The following is a 17,136-nucleotide window of genomic DNA, read 5'->3' as shown; positions in this document are numbered from 1 at the left end:
AGTTAGAGGATTAACGATGGCTACAGGTAAGATCGTACAGATCATCGGTGCGGTAGTCGACGTAGAGTTCCCACAGGGCGAAGTACCTCGTGTATACGATGCTCTGAATGTTAATGAAGTGAAAGAGCGTCTAGTTCTTGAAGTTCAGCAACAACTTGGCGGTGGCGTAGTTCGCGCAATCGTAATGGGTAGCTCTGATGGTTTACGTCGTGGTTTGACAGTTGAAAATACTGGCGCTCCAATCTCAGTACCAGTAGGTACTAAGACATTGGGTCGTATCATGAATGTCCTAGGTGACGCGATTGATGAGTGTGGCGAGATTGGTGCTGAAGAGCATTACGCCATTCACCGTGAAGCTCCAAGCTACGAAGAGCAGTCTAACGAGACAGCTCTTCTAGAAACTGGTGTTAAAGTAATCGACTTGATTTGTCCATTCGCTAAGGGTGGTAAAATCGGTCTATTCGGTGGTGCTGGTGTAGGTAAGACCGTTAACATGATGGAACTTATCAACAACATCGCACTTCAACACTCAGGCCTATCTGTATTTGCAGGTGTAGGTGAGCGTACTCGTGAAGGTAACGATTTCTACTTTGAGATGCAGGAAGCAGGTGTTGTAAACATCGAAAAACCTGAAGAATCAAAAGTAGCGATGGTTTACGGCCAGATGAACGAGCCACCAGGTAACCGTCTACGTGTTGCACTGACTGGTCTAACAATGGCAGAGCGTTTCCGTGACGAAGGTCGTGACGTTCTACTGTTCGTTGATAACATCTACCGTTACACACTAGCAGGTACTGAAGTATCAGCACTTCTAGGTCGTATGCCTTCTGCGGTAGGTTACCAACCTACACTAGCTGAAGAAATGGGTGTTCTACAAGAGCGTATCACGTCAACTAAAGCTGGTTCTATCACGTCTGTACAGGCGGTATACGTACCTGCGGATGACTTGACTGACCCGTCTCCAGCAACAACGTTCGCTCACTTGGATGCAACGGTTGTACTTAACCGTAACATCGCATCTATGGGTCTATACCCAGCGATCGACCCGCTAGATTCTACTTCACGTCAACTGGATCCATTGGTAGTTGGACAAGAACACTACGACATCGCTCGTGGCGTTCAGTCTACTCTTCAGCGCTATAAAGAGCTGAAAGATATCATTGCTATCCTAGGTATGGACGAGCTATCTGAAGAAGATAAGCAAGTTGTATCTCGTGCTCGTAAGATTGAGAAGTTCCTAACTCAGCCTTACCACGTAGCGGAAGTATTTACAGGTGACCCAGGCGTTTACGTACCTCTTAAAGAGACTCTACGTGGCTTCCAAGGTCTTCTATCTGGTGAATACGATGACATTCCAGAGCAAGCGTTCATGTACTGTGGTGCAATTGACGAAGCTATCGAGAATGCTAAGAAGCTATAAGGCTAACTAGGAGGCGATATGGCAGCAATAACCTTTCACCTAGACGTTGTAAGTGCCGAGAAACAAATTTTCTCTGGTCTTGTTGAGACGTTTCAGGTGACCGGTAGTGAGGGTGAGCTTGGTATTTTCCATGGTCACACTCCACTGCTGACCGCTATCAAGCCTGGTATGGTGCGTATTGTTAAGCAGCACGGCCACGAAGAAATTATTTATGTTTCTGGTGGTATGGTAGAAGTTCAGCCTGGTACAGCGACTGTACTGGCTGATACAGCTATCCGTGGTGAAGAGCTAGACGCAGCAAAGGCGGAAGAAGCTAAACGCAAGGCTGTGGAGAATATCCAAAATCAGCATGGCGACATAGACTTCGCACAAGCGGCCGGTGAACTGGCTAAAGCCATTGCTCAGTTACGAGTTATCGAACTGACAAAACAGCGTCGTTAATCTTTTTTAAGATTATAGACTCTGAGATAAAGGCGACCTAAGGGTCGCCTTTTTGCATTTTTAGGTTCTGAAAAATGCATCTTTTAAGCATCACTACTGGTTAAATGGTTATTGTGATTTAATTTTTCGGCCAAAAACGGTTACAATATCGGCTTAATAAAAATACTGTTGGATAGGTTTACAATGAAGTTTAGCGCAGTGATTCTCGCGGCGGGCAAAGGCACTCGCATGTATTCAAACACACCAAAGGTTCTGCACACGCTTGCGGGTAAGCCAATGGTGAAGCATGTTATCGATACATGTAATGGTTTAGGCGCTCAAAATATCAACCTGGTTTACGGCCACGGTGGTGATCAGATGAAGGCTACTCTAGCTGAAGAGTCTGTAAATTGGGCACTGCAAGCTGAGCAGTTGGGTACTGGCCACGCTGTGGATCAGGCATCTGCACATTTCGCTGATGATGAAAAAGTACTAGTGCTATACGGTGATGTTCCGCTTATCTCGCCAGAAACCATTGAAAACCTATTAGACGCTCAACCAAACGGTGGTATCGCATTACTAACGGTCGTGTTAGACAACCCGATGGGCTACGGTCGTATCATTCGTCGCAATGGCCCGGTTGTCGCTATCGTTGAGCAAAAAGATGCAACCGATGAGCAGAAGCTTATCAAAGAGATTAACACTGGTGTTATGGTGGCTACTGGTGGCGATCTGAAGCGTTGGTTGTCTGGCCTAAGCAACGATAACGCACAGGGTGAATACTACCTGACTGACGTTATTGCAGCGGCTCACGATGAAGGTCGTGCGGTTGAGGCTGTACATCCAGTAAGCCCCATTGAAGTTGAAGGCGTGAACGACCGCTCACAACTGGCTCGTCTAGAGCGCGCTTACCAAGCTGAACAAGCAGACAAGCTATTGAAGCAAGGCGTAATGTTACGTGACCCAAGCCGCTTTGACCTACGTGGTGAGCTTCAATGTGGTATGGATGTTGAGATTGATACCAACGTAATCATTGAAGGCAGCGTAAGCATTGGTGATAACGTGGTTATCGGCACTGGTTGTGTACTTAAAGACTGTGAGATTGATGACAACACTATCGTTCGCCCATACAGCGTAATCGAAGGTGCGACAATTGGTGAAGACTGTACGGTTGGTCCTTTCACTCGCTTACGTCCAGGAGCTGACATGCGTAACAATTCGCATGTAGGTAACTTTGTTGAAGTGAAGAACACTCGTCTTGGTGAGGGTTCTAAAGCGAATCACCTTACTTACCTAGGTGATGCTGAGATCGGTCAACGTGTAAATGTGGGTGCGGGTGCTATCACTTGTAACTACGATGGCGCGAACAAGTTTAAGACCATCATTGGCGATGACGTATTTGTTGGCTCAGACAGCCAATTAATCGCACCTGTTACTATTGGCAACGGCGCAACTGTCGGTGCGGGCTCTACAGTAACGCGCGATGTTTCTGAAAATGAGCTAGTTATCAGCCGTGCGAAAGAGCGCAAGATTGCCAACTGGCAGCGTCCGACTAAGAAAAAGTAGTCTCAACTATAAATCAGATGACTGCGATAGAGCTAATAGCACTGCTATTGGTTTTTCTTAGATATCTAGATATAAAAAAAGAGCGATTAATCTCGCTCTTTTTTGTTTTCTTTAACCTAGAAACTAGTCTTGTTTCTCGTCAGCGACCACTCGAGAGTTGTCTGGTGTCGCGAAGTGTTCAGAAAGCTCTTTGTTCGAAACAATATAGCCAACCCACAATGCACCCAAACAAATCACAACCGCGATACCCGTTGCGCTTAGTGCTTGGCTAGCCATTGCCGCGACCAATGCACTTGATAGGCCACTGATACTGATTTGCAGGCTGTTTTGTAGGCCAGCAGCTGTTGCTGGGCTTTGCTTAGCACTTGATAGAGCACGGTTTACTACTATTGGGTAAAGTGCACCGTTTGCTACAGCAATCAAACAGAAAGGCGCAAGCAGAGGCCAGATTGACGTCAGCTCCCACTGTGACGCAATGAAGATAAGCATCGCTGCAACGCTGAACAAACCGATAAGATTTCTTAGTACAACGCCATCGCCATATTTCTTCACCGCTTGCTTACCGAAATAACCACCCGCCATGAACGCGATTGTCTGTGGGATAAAGCTCAAACCGATGTCTTTTGCTTCATAACCTAGCTGAGCCATTATCTCTGGCATACCCGTTAGGTAAGCGAAGAACGCTGCAGATGCCGAAGCAAACATTAAAACATTACCCATGTAAGGTTTTGATTTTATCAACATCTTGATGTCTGTCTTAATCGATGTCTGTTTTACTTCAGGCGCTTCTTTTGGTTGAGCCATTGTTGTTGCAATTAGTAGTGCGCCCATCAAAGTCAATGTAATGAAGATACTGTGCCAGCCAAAGCTGTCTGCTAGCAACACACCCAGTTGAGGTGCTAATGCTGGAGATAGCGCTACTAGAGGCATGATAGTAGCAAAAATTTGCTGGCTACTGCTCTGAGAGTAACGCTTGATAACCATGGCTTGCCAAATTACCGCAGGCGCACATACACCGATCGCTTGAATGAAGCGCAGTGTCAGTAGATGCCATACTTCGGTACTGAATGCTAAGCCAAATGAAGCTGCGGTGAATATTACTAGACCGACTGCCAGCGTGTTGCGGTGACCATACTTGTCACTTGCGAGACCCCAAAGAAGCTGACCTAGTGCCATACCACCAAGGAATACAGTTAGAGACAGAGCAATTTGCTCTGGGCCAGTTGCGAAATCAACTTCCATTGCCTTAAATGCAGGAAGGTACATATCAGTCGCAATAAAGCCAAGCATTGAAAGAACTGCAAGGTAGACTAATTGAAATTTAGAAATATTCATAAGATGCCATTAAACTAAAGGTAATGATGTTTTTATCATCAAAAAAATTGTTTGATATACAGAAGTGAAAGCCCCTGTTTATTTATGCTGACATTCTATTTTTCAGACCTGATAAAATAAAACGCTAAAATATGTGGTTATCAATCAAAAAATTTGAAGGCTTATGTTCTCTAAATCCTCGTTAGAAATGCTCGACACTGTGGCGCGCTTGGGTAGTTTTACCGCAGCTGCTGAACAGTTGCACAAAGTGCCCTCAGCGATCAGCTATGGGGTTAGGCAGGTAGAGCAAGAGCTTGATGTTCTACTTTTCAGACGCTTACCAAGAAAAGTAGAGCTGACACCTGCAGGAGAGTTGTTTATTGAAGAGGCTCGTCAACTGCTGAGACAGATGGAAGAACTCAGTGCCCAGACTCGCCGAGCAGCGCGTGGTTGGAAGAAAACCTTGCGCCTAACGCTTGATAACGTGGTTAAGCTCGACAAGATGAAGCCTATGATTGAAGAGTTTTATCAAACCTTTGAGTTCGCTGAGCTGCAGATTAACATGGAAGTGTTTAACGGCTCTTGGGAAGCCATTGCACAGGGCAGGGCGGATGTCGTGATTGGTGCAACCTCGGCGATTCCGGTTGGTGGTGACTTTGAAGTTAAGGATATGGGGCGGTTAGATTGGGCATTTGTGATGTCACCCAGTCACCCGTGTGTGCGAGAGCAAAACCTTAATGAAGCCTTTGTCAGTCAATACCCAGCAATATGTTTGGATGATACCTCCAGCGTGCTGCCTAAGCGTCACACTGGCCATTATGCAAGTCAGAGACGTCTACTATTGCCTAATTGGTACAGCGCAATAGAATGCCTTAAAAATGGTGTAGGGGTGGGTTACATGCCAAGGCATATCGCCGCACCTATTATTGAGCAAGGTTTGCTGGTAGAAAAAATATTACCTGAGCCAAGCCCGCAGAGTCATTGCTGCTTAGTGTGGCGTAAAGACGACAACCATAAGTTGATCGAGTGGATGGTTAAGTATTTAGGATCGAGTGAACAGCTTCACCAAGATTGGTTGGATCATCGCAAAGCGATCTAATGATGTGATCCGTTGAAGATCATTCGGGTTAGGTTTTAGTCTCGCCCATAAAAAGAGCGAGTAAATACTCGCTCTTTTTGATTCGGTCGTTAACTCTTATGACAAGAAGAACTTGTAGGAAGGGTTATCGGTTTCATCTTTGCATTGGTAGCCGAGTTCTTCTAAGTGCGTAGAGAACTGAGCCAAATCGTCATCACCAAGCTCAAAACCACACAGCACGCGACCGTAATCAGCACCATGGTTACGATAGTTGAACAAGCTGATATTCCAGTGAGTCCCTAAGGTATCAAGGAATTTAATCAATGCCCCTGGGTATTCAGGGAACTCAAAGCTGTAAAGACGTTCTTTCAATGGCTTCGATGGTTTACCGCCAATCATGTAACGAATGTGCAGCTTTGCCATCTCGTCATCAGACAAGTCGACAACTGGGTAGCCGCCCTCACGTAGGTCATTGATGATGTGTTCGAGTTCTTCTTGTCCACCTTGTAGACGTACACCAACGAAGATATTCGCGAGGCTTTCGTCGTTGTGGCGGTAGTTAAACTCAGTCACCGCTCGACCACCAATAATGTTACAGAACTCTAGGAACGCACCTTGTCGTTCTGGAATAGTCACCGCAAGTAGACCTTCTCGCTTCTCACCCAATTCACAACGCTCAGAGACATAACGCAGACCGTGGAAGTTGGTGTTCGCACCAGAAAGTACCGTTGCTAGTTGCTTATTTTGCAGTTGGTTTTGTTCTGCAAACTTCTTAAGGCCTGCCAGAGCAAGCGCTCCTGAAGGCTCAGCAATTGCACGGGTGTCTTCAAATATGTCCTTTACCGCAGAGCAGATTTCATCGCTAGAGACTGTAATATGACCATCAATGTACTGTTGGCAAAGACGGAAGGTTTCTTCACCAATGCGTTTAACCGCAACACCATCAGCAAACATGCTGACCTGATCCAGTACCACTGGTTCACCCGCATCCAGTGCTGCTTTCAAGCAAGCTGAGTCTTCAGGCTCTACCGCAATCACTTTAATCTCTGGCATCAGTTGTTTGATAAGCACTGCAACACCAGCGGCTAAGCCACCACCACCAACCGGCACAAAGATATAATCCATGTGACCGTTTTGCTGCAGCATCTCCATGCCCATAGTACCTTGCCCTGCAATCACCAGTGGGTGATCGAAAGGAGGTACAAAGGTGAAGCCATGTTCAGCCGATAGGCGTTCCGCTTCCGCTTTTGCTTCATCGAAATTACTGCCGTGCAGAACCACGTTACCACCAAATCCGCGTACCGCATCAACCTTGATATCCGGCGTCGTTTTTGGCATCACAATCGTGGTCTGAATACCAAGCTTAGAACCGGACAGCGCCATACCTTGAGCATGGTTACCTGCCGATGCAGCAATCACACCTGCGGCTTTCTGTTGTTCAGAAAGGCTTGATACCATGTTGTAGGCACCACGTAGCTTGAACGAGTGCACCGGCTGACGGTCTTCTCGTTTAAGCTGAACCTGATTACCAATGCGCGCGCTTAAACGTGGCATATCCTGCAGAGGTGTCACGATTGCCGCTTCGTAAACCGGCGCTCTCAGGATCTGACGCAGATAATCTGCGCCAGTTTGTTTTTGGGGGCTGGAGGTGTCATCACTCATAGTTAGCCCTCAAGTTTAGACTTATCACGTACAGCGCCTTTGTCGGCACTGGTCGCCATGCTTGCATAAGCTTTCAGTGCGAAAGACACTTCACGCTGACGGTTTTCTGGTTTCCAGCCTAGTGCATCTTGTTTAACGCGACGTGCTTCAAGCTCTGCTTCTGGCACATCAAGTGTGATTGAGCGGCTAGGGATGTCGATAGTGATGATATCGCCAGTGTTTACTAGACCTATCACACCGCCACTTGCAGCTTCTGGAGATGCGTGACCGATAGACAGGCCTGATGTACCACCAGAGAAACGTCCGTCAGTTAGAAGCGCACACGACTTTCCTAGCCCCATAGATTTTAGGTAAGTCGTTGGGTAGAGCATCTCTTGCATACCCGGACCACCTTTAGGACCTTCGTAACGAATAACAACCACTTCGCCGGCTTTTACTTTACCCGCTAAGATGCCGTCTACTGCCGTATCTTGGCTTTCGAATACGATAGCAGGGCCTTGGAATTTAAGGTTTTCTTCATCAACACCCGCGGTCTTAACGATACAACCATCAACCGCGATGTTACCTGAAAGTACCGCTAGGCCGCCTTCTTGGCTGAATGCGTTTTCTTTAGTGCGAATACAACCTTCTTTGCGATCGTCATCAAGGCGATCCCAACGGCAATCTTGTGAGAAAGCTTTAGTTGTACGGATGCCCGCAGGGCCAGCACGGAAGAACTTAAGCACGGCTTCGTCTTCTGTCTGCATGATGTCGTACTGAGCAAGTTGCTCTTGCATGCTTAGACCAAGCACAGTGCGAGTTTGGTTGTTCAATAGACCTGCACGGTCAAGTTCACCAAGGATAGCCATTACGCCACCAGCACGGTGAACGTCTTCCATGTGGTACTTCGGTGTTGAAGGTGCCACTTTACATAGGTGTGGTACACGGCGAGACATCGCATCGATATCATCCATATCGAAATCAATGTCGCCTTCTTGAGCGGCTGCTAAAAGGTGAAGAACGGTGTTACTAGAACCACCCATTGCGATATCAAGCGCCATCGCATTATCGAAAGCAGCGCGGTTTGCGATGTTGCGTGGCAGTGCTGACTCGTCGTCTTGCTCGTAGTAACGCTTGGTTAGATCAACGATGCGCTTACCGGCATTGATGAACAGTTCTTCGCGGTCTGCGTGCGTCGCCAGCATTGAACCGTTACCCGGCTGAGATAGGCCAAGTGCTTCTGTTAGACAGTTCATTGAGTTTGCTGTGAACATACCTGAACATGAACCACAGGTTGGACATGCAGAACGTTCTACTTGCTCACTTTGCTCGTCTGAAATCGTTGGATCGGCGCCTTGAATCATCGCATCAACAAGGTCGAGCTTGATGATTTGATCTGAAAGCTTGGTTTTACCTGCTTCCATTGGACCGCCTGATACAAAGATCACTGGGATGTTAAGGCGCATTGCTGCCATCATCATTCCCGGAGTGATTTTGTCACAGTTAGAGATACACACCATCGCATCTGCACAGTGTGCATTGACCATGTACTCTACCGAGTCTGCGATAAGCTCACGTGATGGCAGTGAGTACAGCATACCGCCGTGGCCCATTGCGATACCATCATCGACTGCGATGGTGTTGAATTCTTTAGCGATACCGCCGGCTTTCTCGATTTCACCCGCAACCAGTTGACCCATGTCTTTAAGGTGAACGTGGCCTGGTACAAATTGAGTGAACGAGTTTACAACCGCGATGATCGGCTTACCGAAGTCATCATCTTTAACGCCAGTTGCACGCCATAAAGCGCGCGCACCAGCCATGTTGCGTCCGTGGGTAGTCGTTGCTGAACGATAGATTGGCATTGCTTAAATCCTTATAAAATATTTGGCTGTTGCTTACTTAGTTGTTTGCGTTTGGTTTGCTGAAGTTTGGTCTGCTGGGTAAACATAATCTAACCAGCCCCACTTATCTTCAGTCGTGCCATTGAATAAACCAAAGTAAGCCGCTTGAACTTTTTCAGTGATAGGACCGCGTTTGCCTTCACCTACTGTAATTTTGTCTACGCTGCGAACCGGAACGATTTCGGCAGCTGTGCCTGTCATGAATACTTCATCGGCAAGGTATAGTGCTTCACGAGCAATGTTCTCTTCACGGATCTCATAACCCATGTCTTTTGCTAGTGTCATGATCGAATCACGAGTGATACCCGGCAGAATTGCGCTGGTCGCTGGTGGCGTTGATAGTACGCCGTTACGTACCACAAAGATGTTCTCACCTGCACCCTCTGAAAGGTAACCATCAACACTCAGTGCGATGCCTTCATCGTAACCATGACGGCGAGCTTCACCACCAACCAGTAGTGAAGATAGGTAGTTACCACCGGCTTTTGCTGCGGTTGGGATAGTGTTTGGAGCGGCACGGTTCCAGCTAGAAATCATCGCATCAACGCCGTTTTCTAGCGCTTCTTCGCCTAGGTAAGAACCCCAAGGGAAAGCAGCGATGATCAGATCCATCTCTGTGTTTTCAGGCGGGCAAACACCTAAGCCAACGTTACCGACAAAGCCGAGAGGGCGGATGTACGCTGACTCTAGCTTATTTTGGCGTAGCGTTTCGCGAGTCGCATCCATAATTTCTTCCTCAGTGTAAGGAATAGGGAAGCGGTAGATTTTTGCTGAGTCTTTTAGGCGCTTAGCATGCTCTGGGTGACGGAAGATAACCGGACCCTTTGGTGTGTTGTAGCAACGAACACCTTCAAACACAGAAGTACCGTAGTGCATTGCGTGAGTCAGGACGTGAACGTTCGCCTCTGCCCAAGGAACCATCTCACCATTAAACCAAATATAGTCTGCTGTTTTAGCTGTCATGTTAGCGGTTCCTTATGCGTTTATCTTTTGTTGTAAGTTGTTGTTTGGCAATTCATTACGGCTGATCGAGATAACGTCAACGGTACGCACATCCCACAGTTTTTCGATTTGGTTTACCAAGAAAGAGATCGGACGCTCACTGTCGACAATGATCTCAACACTCGCCACTTTGCTTTCGTGGTTTTGAGTGCCAGCTACTTGCTTAACAATAAAGCCACGGTGGCGGATAACACGAAGAACACGCTCTAGTAGTACAGGCTTATCATCGGCTTTGATGTCTAATAGGTATCTTTTCATGTTATGTGTTCTCCAACATCTCACTGTTTGAAGCACCTGGCGGTACTAGTGGCCATACGTTCTCTTCTTCATCGATAAGAACATGAAGTAGGTAAGCGGTTTTGCTCTCTAGCATCTCTTTCAGTGCTGGTTCTACTTCTTCTTTACGCGTGATGGTTTTGCCCGGGATATCAAATGCTTTCGCTAGCATGACGAAATCCGGGTTGTCATCCAAGATGGTTTCACTGTGTCGGCCATCAAAGAACAGCGATTGCCATTGGCGAACCATGCCTAAGCGCGAGTTGTTAAGCAGCACCATTTTTACTGGGATTTGGCGACGCTTCAGCGTACCAAGCTCTTGAATGTTCATCATGAACGAGCCGTCACCTGAGATAAGTATAGATTGGTCATTAGGACGACCAACCGATGCACCCATGGCTGCAGGTAGGCCAAAGCCCATAGTGCCTAAGCCCGCTGAAGTGATGAAGTTTTGTGGATCGCGTGGCTGAATGTGTTGAGCTGCCCACATCTGATGTTGGCCAACATCGGTCGAAACCATAGAACTCGCAGGCATCATGTCTGACAGTTGTTTCAACAACAGAGGTGCGAAGATAAGGTCGCCAGGGTGGTCGTAACGCCATTTGAATGAGCTACGAAGGCCTTCGGAGTGATGAACCCAAGAAGAGATGTCTTGGCTTAGCTCCAGTTGAGGCATGATCTTGTTGATGTCACCACGAATTGGTGCATCGGCAAGACGTAGTTTGCTGAACTCAGCAGCATCGATATCAATATGGATAACTTTAGCGTGCGGTGCAAAGGTGTCGAGCTTACCAGTAACTCGGTCATCAAAACGAGCGCCAACAACAATTAACAGGTCACTTTCTTGAACCACTAGGTTAGCGGCTTTGGTGCCGTGCATACCCAGCATACCCAGGTAGTGTGGGTCGTCACGTTCAATGGTGCCTAAGCCTTTTAGTGTGCTTACTGCAGGCATTGGATTTAGACGTAAAAACTCACGAACTGCATCGGTTGCTTTCGCCAGTTGAACGCCACCACCTACGTATAAAACAGGACGAGTCGCTTGAGACAAGAAGTACTGAGCTTGCTCAATGGCATCCGTTGTCACTACGGGAATGGCTGGTGGTGTAAATTCAGGAAGAACTTTCACAGGGGACTCTGCTAATTGAACGTCTTTAGCTATATCGACAATAACCGGACCGGGACGTCCTGCTTTTGCAACGATAAATGCTTCAGCCAATGTCGGCGCAAGATCTTCAATATCGGTAACAAGGTAGCTGTGTTTAGTACATGACAGAGACATACCAATCACATCCATTTCTTGGAATGCATCGGTACCAATGTGGGAACTAGCAACTTGACCAGTGATAGCTACGAGTGGGATGGAATCCATAAAAGCATCAGCAAGACCTGTGACTAGGTTAGTTGCCCCCGGGCCTGAGGTTGCCATACAAACAGCGACGTCTTGCGTTGCTCGAGCCATACCGATAGCGGCCATTGCAGCGCCTTGCTCATGACGACATAGGATATGTTCACCCCCGCCGTCATAGAGTGCATCGTAGATTGGCATGATGGCACCGCCAGGGTAACCAAATACGGTCTCAATGCCTTGTTGCTTGAGTGCGGATACGACCAGTTCTGCGCCTTTCATCGTAATTCCTCCGTATTACCTTTGTTTTGGTAATTGTTTCCATTGTCTCTGCACATCTTGTGCTCCCATTCTTCCTGTAAATCGGCAAAGCCGAAAATGTTTCAAAATATAAAATCGAATGTCTAAATTAGAAAAAACCCCCGGACTTTTCAGTGCGGGGGTTTTTTCTAATTCGTGGTTACTTTTTTCCCACTCGCCCCCGCGCAGTCTCAATAATGACTACGATAATCAGGTTAATCAGTGCGTAAATGCGAGCGTTAAATGTCATAAAGTTCGAGTTTTCTCGTTTATTGTCTTAAGTAAATGTCTACATCTCTAGTGTTATCACACAAATCTGCTGCATGACAAGGAAAATGTCATTCTTTTTTCACATTAAAACACCATTCCACCACGCTATATAACAACCTTATCGCTTTGGTGAGCAATGAATATCCAGAGTGAATACTTTTAAATCAAAGACAAAGGAAAGTTATGGGACTCGCAATAATTCATAGCCGAGCTAGTGTGGGTGTAGAGGCACCAGAAGTGACTGTGGAAGTGCATATTAGCAACGGAATGCCCGGTTTTACGCTGGTGGGTCTACCTGAAACGACGGTTAAGGAATCTAAAGATCGAGTCAGGAGTGCCATCATCAATTCTCGCTTTGAATTTCCATCGAAAAGAATCACGGTCAACCTTGCACCTGCAGATTTACCCAAAGAGGGAGGACGTTTCGATCTGCCAATTGCGCTTGGGATTTTGGTGGCGTCAGATCAGCTTCCTACATCAAAAATAGTTCAACATGAATTTATCGGTGAGTTGGCGTTATCGGGAGAGCTGCGTTCAGTCAAAGGAGTGCTACCAGCAACATTAGCGGCGGATAGTGTTGAGCGATGCTTGGTGGTTCCGCACCATAACGGTGATCAGGCGGCCTTAGTTGGCAAGGGAGCGCATAAATCTGCACAAACCTTGTTGGAGGTTTGCGCTGATATGTGTGGCCAGGCTCAGCTTGGTTTATATCGAACCGAGCATCATCATGTCGATGTGTCTGATAATCGTGACCTACAAGATATTATTGGCCAGCAACAAGGTAAGCGAGCACTGGAGATCGCCGCAGCGGGCAACCATAACCTTCTTTTTCTCGGCCCGCCCGGAACTGGAAAAACCATGTTGGCGTCTCGATTGCGCGATTTGTTACCTGAGATGAGTGACGACGAGGCGATGGAAACCGCTTCGGTGGCTTCTTTAACACAACAAGAAACCAATCAATACAACTGGAAACAACGACCTTTCCGTTCTCCACACCATTCGAGTTCGATGGCAGCATTGGTCGGTGGTGGCTCGATACCTCGCCCCGGTGAGATCTCTTTAGCACATAATGGCTTATTGTTTCTTGATGAGATGCCAGAGTTTGAGCGTAAGGTACTTGATTCACTACGAGAGCCACTAGAGTCAGGTGAGATCATTATTTCACGCGTGGCAGGCAAGACACGTTTCCCAGCTCGCTTTCAATTAGTTGGTGCACTTAACCCAAGCCCAACAGGTTATTATGAGGGCAATCAAGCTCGAGCGAACCCGCAAATTATCCTGCGTTACCTCAATCGACTATCAGGGCCGTTATTGGATCGATTTGATATGTCGTTAGAGATCCCTCTATTGCCCAAAGGGATGTTAGCCGAAGGAGGTGACCGTGGTGAAACCACTCAAGTCGTGAAGCAACGAGTTAAACAAGCGCGTCAGTTGATGTTATCTCGAAACCATAAGTCGAACGCACTGTTAGGTAGCCGAGAAATTGAAAAGTACTGCCCATTGAGGCGTGAGGATGCAGAATTTCTGGAAACGGCTCTGCATCGATTAGGTTTATCAATTCGTGCTTATCATCGCATTATTAAGGTAGCGCGAACCATTGCAGACCTAGACGGTAACGAACAGATTGAAAAGAAGCATTTATCGGAAGCGCTTGGTTACCGAGCAATGGATCGATTGTTGAAGCAACTTACGGCTCAAGCGGTGTAGTCATACCAATCGTAGTAAACAACGGGTCATTTATTTACTGTGATTGGTATAGAAACAAGAAAGCCTGCTTTTACGCAGGCTTTCGTTGTTATGAACCAATTGTTATGAACTAATGGTTATTAGCGATCAGTGATGCCTAACTAGAACTTGTAGTTCAGGCCGACTGAGACGATGTATTGCGACTCATCGTAGAAAGTAATGTTCGAATCGCTGACACCATAACCGGCTAGAGAAATAAACGACCAGTTTTCCCAATCCATGAATTGCTCATACTCATAGGCGGCAAACAGGTTGATATTATCGTCGCTGCGTTTTTTATTATAGATTGGGTTGCTGGCGTCGTAAGAACGTTGATTATAACCCGCTGTCAGAGCGTACTGGTGGCGGCCTATGCCACTAAATAGACTCACTTCACCACCAAACTGTTCGTAAGACTCAGCGTTACCGTCGGCATCCCTTGATTGGTAAATCAATGATGGTACTAACATCATGGTGCGGTTGATTGGTTGACGGTACTGACCTTTCAGGTAGAAAGTATTGGCATCACGCTGTAATTCTTCTCTAACCCGATCATCTTCCACATCTTTGGTGGCGTAGGCCATGTCTAACGAGAAAGCAGACCCCGCAATGCTACTTAGTTTCACACGAAAGGCATTGCCTGTTTCATCCGTTTTGGTGCGACCTGAAGTGGTGTTGTACGGATCGGCCCAAGTCTCACCAGACATGACAGTCGGCAGAAGTGAAGCGTCGATGGTCATGCCTGACTCTAGTTGGTATTTATAACCCAATTCAAGCACCACAGTACCTGTTGCTACGTCATCACGAGTTGTACCTGTGTATACCTGGTGATTTAATTTTTCGCCAAAGGTGTAAGCAATACTACCCAAAGGAGCGATAAGAAATGAGCTCTCAGATGAGGCTTTCTGGTTAATGGACGAAATGGTGCTATCTGCATCGGTATTAAAGTTTGAGGTGGAAGAGGTAACCCCTGTATTAATCGATATTTCACCACTGAAACCTTGTTCGTCTGCAAGCTTGGCAAAAGCAGGAGAGGCTGCAATGCTCAGTGCCAAAAGCGTTATTTTTATTTTCATTCAAAGGCTCCTTGCCTACCAGTTCTTAGGACTGGATATTAATATCAGTAAAGCACAACGTTTTCAGGATGATTGTTTATCTATGAATATTTTTGAACTAGTGCAAAAAAGGAAGCCGAAGCTTCCTTTAATCAATACGTTACTTCTTAAGTAGGAAGTTAACGAGCTCGAAGTATTCATCGAGAGAGCTGATACCTTGAGCGTCGACTAGGTAGCGGTTGTTAACGACGACCGCAGGAACACCAGAAAGACCGCTGTCTTTGAATGCTTTGTCGAAGCGGCGAACCATAGAGTCGACTGCAAAGCCGTTGTATGCCGCATCGAATTTCTTAGCATCAACGCCTTCGTCTAGGAAGATTTGACGCAATTCTTCTTCATCGCGTGGTGGCTTGTTCATGGTGTGGATGCGGTTAAACATCACTGGCACCATTTTATCTTCAACTTTCAGGGCAATCATGGTTGCGTAAGCTTTGCTCATTGGCAGACCCATGTTGCCACCCATGAATGAAACATGGTTCTTCTGTAGCTTAGCGTCTTTTGGTAGCTGTTGTTTTAGCTGCTGGATGATTGGTTCAAAGCTATTACAGTGTGGGCAGTAGAAAGAGAAGAACTCTGTCACCATTGGTTTTTTTGATGCTTCTAGATCGAGAACTTTGTAGTGTTCACCTTCGTTAAATTTCGCAGCGTGAGCTGAAAGGCTCAACATGATCAATGAGAAAAATGCGAATAGCTTTTTCATTTATCCAATCTCCATTATGTTTGAATTTTTATCTAGTTGTGTTGCGATTGCTGTTACCACTGAGGCATTAACGAAAGTGGTGGCTCTTGCAGGGTAGCAATTTGCTCTTTACAAGCAAGTACTTGTTGCTCCCAATATTTTGGATCATTAAACCATGGGAAGGCTAGAGGAAATGCAGGATCGTTCCATCGTTTCGCCAACCATGCCATGTAATGCACCATACGTAGACCGCGTAGTGGTTCGATTAGTTTCAGTTGCGCGGTATTAAAATCGCAAAATTCTTGATAGCTCTCTAGCAGAATATCCAGTTGCATTAGCTTATCTTGACGCTCGCCGTTAAGCAGCATCCACAAATCTTGTATCGCAGGGCCGTTACGTGCGTCATCAAGATCGACGAACATTGGCCCGTCACGCCATAAGATATTGCCAGGGTGGCAGTCACCATGCAGGCGGATATTTTCAATATTGCTTGGCCACTGGCTCTCTAGCTCTTTGATCAGAAGGTCAACGTCATTGAAGAACGCGTTTTCTAGGTGCGTTGGGATGAACTGAGAGTTCTCTAGAATCTTACGTGGCTGATAAAGGTATTCATCTAAGCTGATGGTCGGGCGATGTTGGAATGTTCTTCCCGCGCTGGCTTTATGAATACGACCAAGAAAACGCCCTACGCCTTCCAGTTGGTCTAGGTTATCCACTTCATACTGTCTGCCACCGACACTTTCAAACAAGGCAAATAGGTAGCCTTGATATTCATGTAAGGTTGCACCGTTGATTCGCATTGGAGGTGCAACTGGCATCTCTTGTTCGATAAGCTCGAGTGCGAAGTCATGCTCTTCTTGGATCTGTGCTTTGTTCCAGCGCTGCGGACGATAAAATTTAACGACGTAGCGTTTACGGTCTTCATCGGTGAATTGATACACTCGATTTTCGTAACTGTTGAGAGCGAGAAGCCCGGATTCAGCACGGACTCCAATACTCTCCAGTGCGTACCACATGAAGTCAGGAGTCAGGTTATCAAAGTTAAAGGCTTGCATCGTCATAGAATAAAAAAGGCTCA

Annotated in this window: 14 protein-coding genes; 5 read left to right on the top strand and 9 right to left on the bottom strand. The window is 46.6% G+C overall.

Going from position 1 to position 17,136, the window contains the following annotated elements; translation table 11 throughout:
- The first annotated feature begins 16 nt into the window (after positions 1-16).
- The 3 genes from atpD to glmU all read left to right on the top strand — a co-directional run bounded on the left by atpD (position 17) and on the right by glmU (position 3,406).
- On the top strand, positions 17-1,420 hold the full coding sequence (atpD, locus tag AB6D07_RS08910; protein ID WP_009848119.1) for a F0F1 ATP synthase subunit beta: 1,404 nt from the start codon (positions 17-19) through the stop codon (positions 1,418-1,420).
- An 18-nt stretch (positions 1,421-1,438) separates the two neighbouring features.
- Positions 1,439-1,861, top strand: a complete 423-nt coding sequence (locus AB6D07_RS08905; RefSeq protein ID WP_004735742.1) for a F0F1 ATP synthase subunit epsilon — start codon at positions 1,439-1,441, stop codon at positions 1,859-1,861.
- A 183-nt stretch (positions 1,862-2,044) separates the two neighbouring features.
- The gene (gene glmU, locus AB6D07_RS08900; protein WP_029222948.1) at positions 2,045-3,406 is read left to right on the top strand and encodes a bifunctional UDP-N-acetylglucosamine diphosphorylase/glucosamine-1-phosphate N-acetyltransferase GlmU; all 1,362 of its coding nucleotides are present in this window, start codon (positions 2,045-2,047) and stop codon (positions 3,404-3,406) included.
- Positions 3,407-3,529: 123 nt separating this feature from the next.
- Here the strand turns inward: glmU and punC are convergent, their stop codons facing one another.
- A complete protein-coding gene (gene punC / locus AB6D07_RS08895) occupies positions 3,530-4,741 on the bottom strand; it encodes a purine nucleoside transporter PunC (RefSeq protein ID WP_017099678.1) in 1,212 nt (403 codons plus the stop codon).
- A gap of 163 nt (positions 4,742-4,904) precedes the next feature.
- Here punC and punR point away from each other — a divergent pair, with 163 nt between their 5' ends.
- Complete coding sequence (gene punR, locus AB6D07_RS08890; RefSeq protein ID WP_012605101.1) at positions 4,905-5,819, top strand: DNA-binding transcriptional activator PunR; 915 nt, start codon at positions 4,905-4,907, stop codon at positions 5,817-5,819.
- Between the two features lie 96 nt (positions 5,820-5,915).
- Here the strand turns inward: punR and ilvA are convergent, their stop codons facing one another.
- The 5 genes from ilvA to ilvG are packed head-to-tail and all read right to left on the bottom strand — an operon-like array spanning position 5,916 to position 12,251.
- Positions 5,916-7,460 carry a threonine ammonia-lyase, biosynthetic gene (gene ilvA, locus AB6D07_RS08885; RefSeq protein ID WP_017099679.1) on the bottom strand — a complete coding sequence of 515 codons (1,545 nt, stop codon included), beginning with the start codon at positions 7,458-7,460 and terminating at the stop codon, positions 5,916-5,918.
- A 2-nt stretch (positions 7,461-7,462) separates the two neighbouring features.
- Positions 7,463-9,304: a dihydroxy-acid dehydratase gene (gene ilvD / locus AB6D07_RS08880; protein ID WP_009848114.1), complete on the bottom strand. Its 1,842-nt coding sequence runs from the start codon at positions 9,302-9,304 to the stop codon at positions 7,463-7,465.
- Between the two features lie 33 nt (positions 9,305-9,337).
- Positions 9,338-10,306 (bottom strand): branched-chain amino acid transaminase, encoded by a 969-nt coding sequence (locus AB6D07_RS08875; protein WP_017103133.1) that lies wholly within the window; start codon positions 10,304-10,306, stop codon positions 9,338-9,340.
- Positions 10,307-10,318: 12 nt separating this feature from the next.
- The gene (gene ilvM / locus AB6D07_RS08870) at positions 10,319-10,603 is read right to left on the bottom strand and encodes an acetolactate synthase 2 small subunit (protein WP_009848112.1); all 285 of its coding nucleotides are present in this window, start codon (positions 10,601-10,603) and stop codon (positions 10,319-10,321) included.
- 1 nt (position 10,604) lies between these two features.
- The gene (gene ilvG / locus AB6D07_RS08865; protein ID WP_372140712.1) at positions 10,605-12,251 is read right to left on the bottom strand and encodes an acetolactate synthase 2 catalytic subunit; all 1,647 of its coding nucleotides are present in this window, start codon (positions 12,249-12,251) and stop codon (positions 10,605-10,607) included.
- Positions 12,252-12,722: 471 nt separating this feature from the next.
- Here ilvG and AB6D07_RS08860 point away from each other — a divergent pair, with 471 nt between their 5' ends.
- A complete protein-coding gene (locus AB6D07_RS08860; protein WP_017103135.1) occupies positions 12,723-14,246 on the top strand; it encodes a YifB family Mg chelatase-like AAA ATPase in 1,524 nt (507 codons plus the stop codon).
- Positions 14,247-14,386: 140 nt separating this feature from the next.
- Here AB6D07_RS08860 and AB6D07_RS08855 read toward each other — a convergent pair whose 3' ends face one another.
- The 3 genes from AB6D07_RS08855 to AB6D07_RS08845 form a co-directional block, all read right to left on the bottom strand.
- A complete protein-coding gene (locus tag AB6D07_RS08855; protein WP_017103136.1) occupies positions 14,387-15,340 on the bottom strand; it encodes a DUF2860 domain-containing protein in 954 nt (317 codons plus the stop codon).
- Between the two features lie 139 nt (positions 15,341-15,479).
- Complete coding sequence (locus AB6D07_RS08850) at positions 15,480-16,079, bottom strand: thiol:disulfide interchange protein DsbA/DsbL (protein WP_009848108.1); 600 nt, start codon at positions 16,077-16,079, stop codon at positions 15,480-15,482.
- A gap of 53 nt (positions 16,080-16,132) precedes the next feature.
- The gene (locus AB6D07_RS08845) at positions 16,133-17,119 is read right to left on the bottom strand and encodes a serine/threonine protein kinase (RefSeq protein WP_009848107.1); all 987 of its coding nucleotides are present in this window, start codon (positions 17,117-17,119) and stop codon (positions 16,133-16,135) included.
- Between the last annotated feature and the right edge of the window lie 17 nt (positions 17,120-17,136).

This window comes from Vibrio sp. 10N.239.312.C11 (assembly GCF_041466065.1).
In the GTDB taxonomy this organism is placed as follows: domain Bacteria; phylum Pseudomonadota; class Gammaproteobacteria; order Enterobacterales; family Vibrionaceae; genus Vibrio; species Vibrio tasmaniensis_A.
Note: the sequence above shows the minus strand (reverse complement) of the source record. Positions and strands in the feature narration are given on the sequence as shown.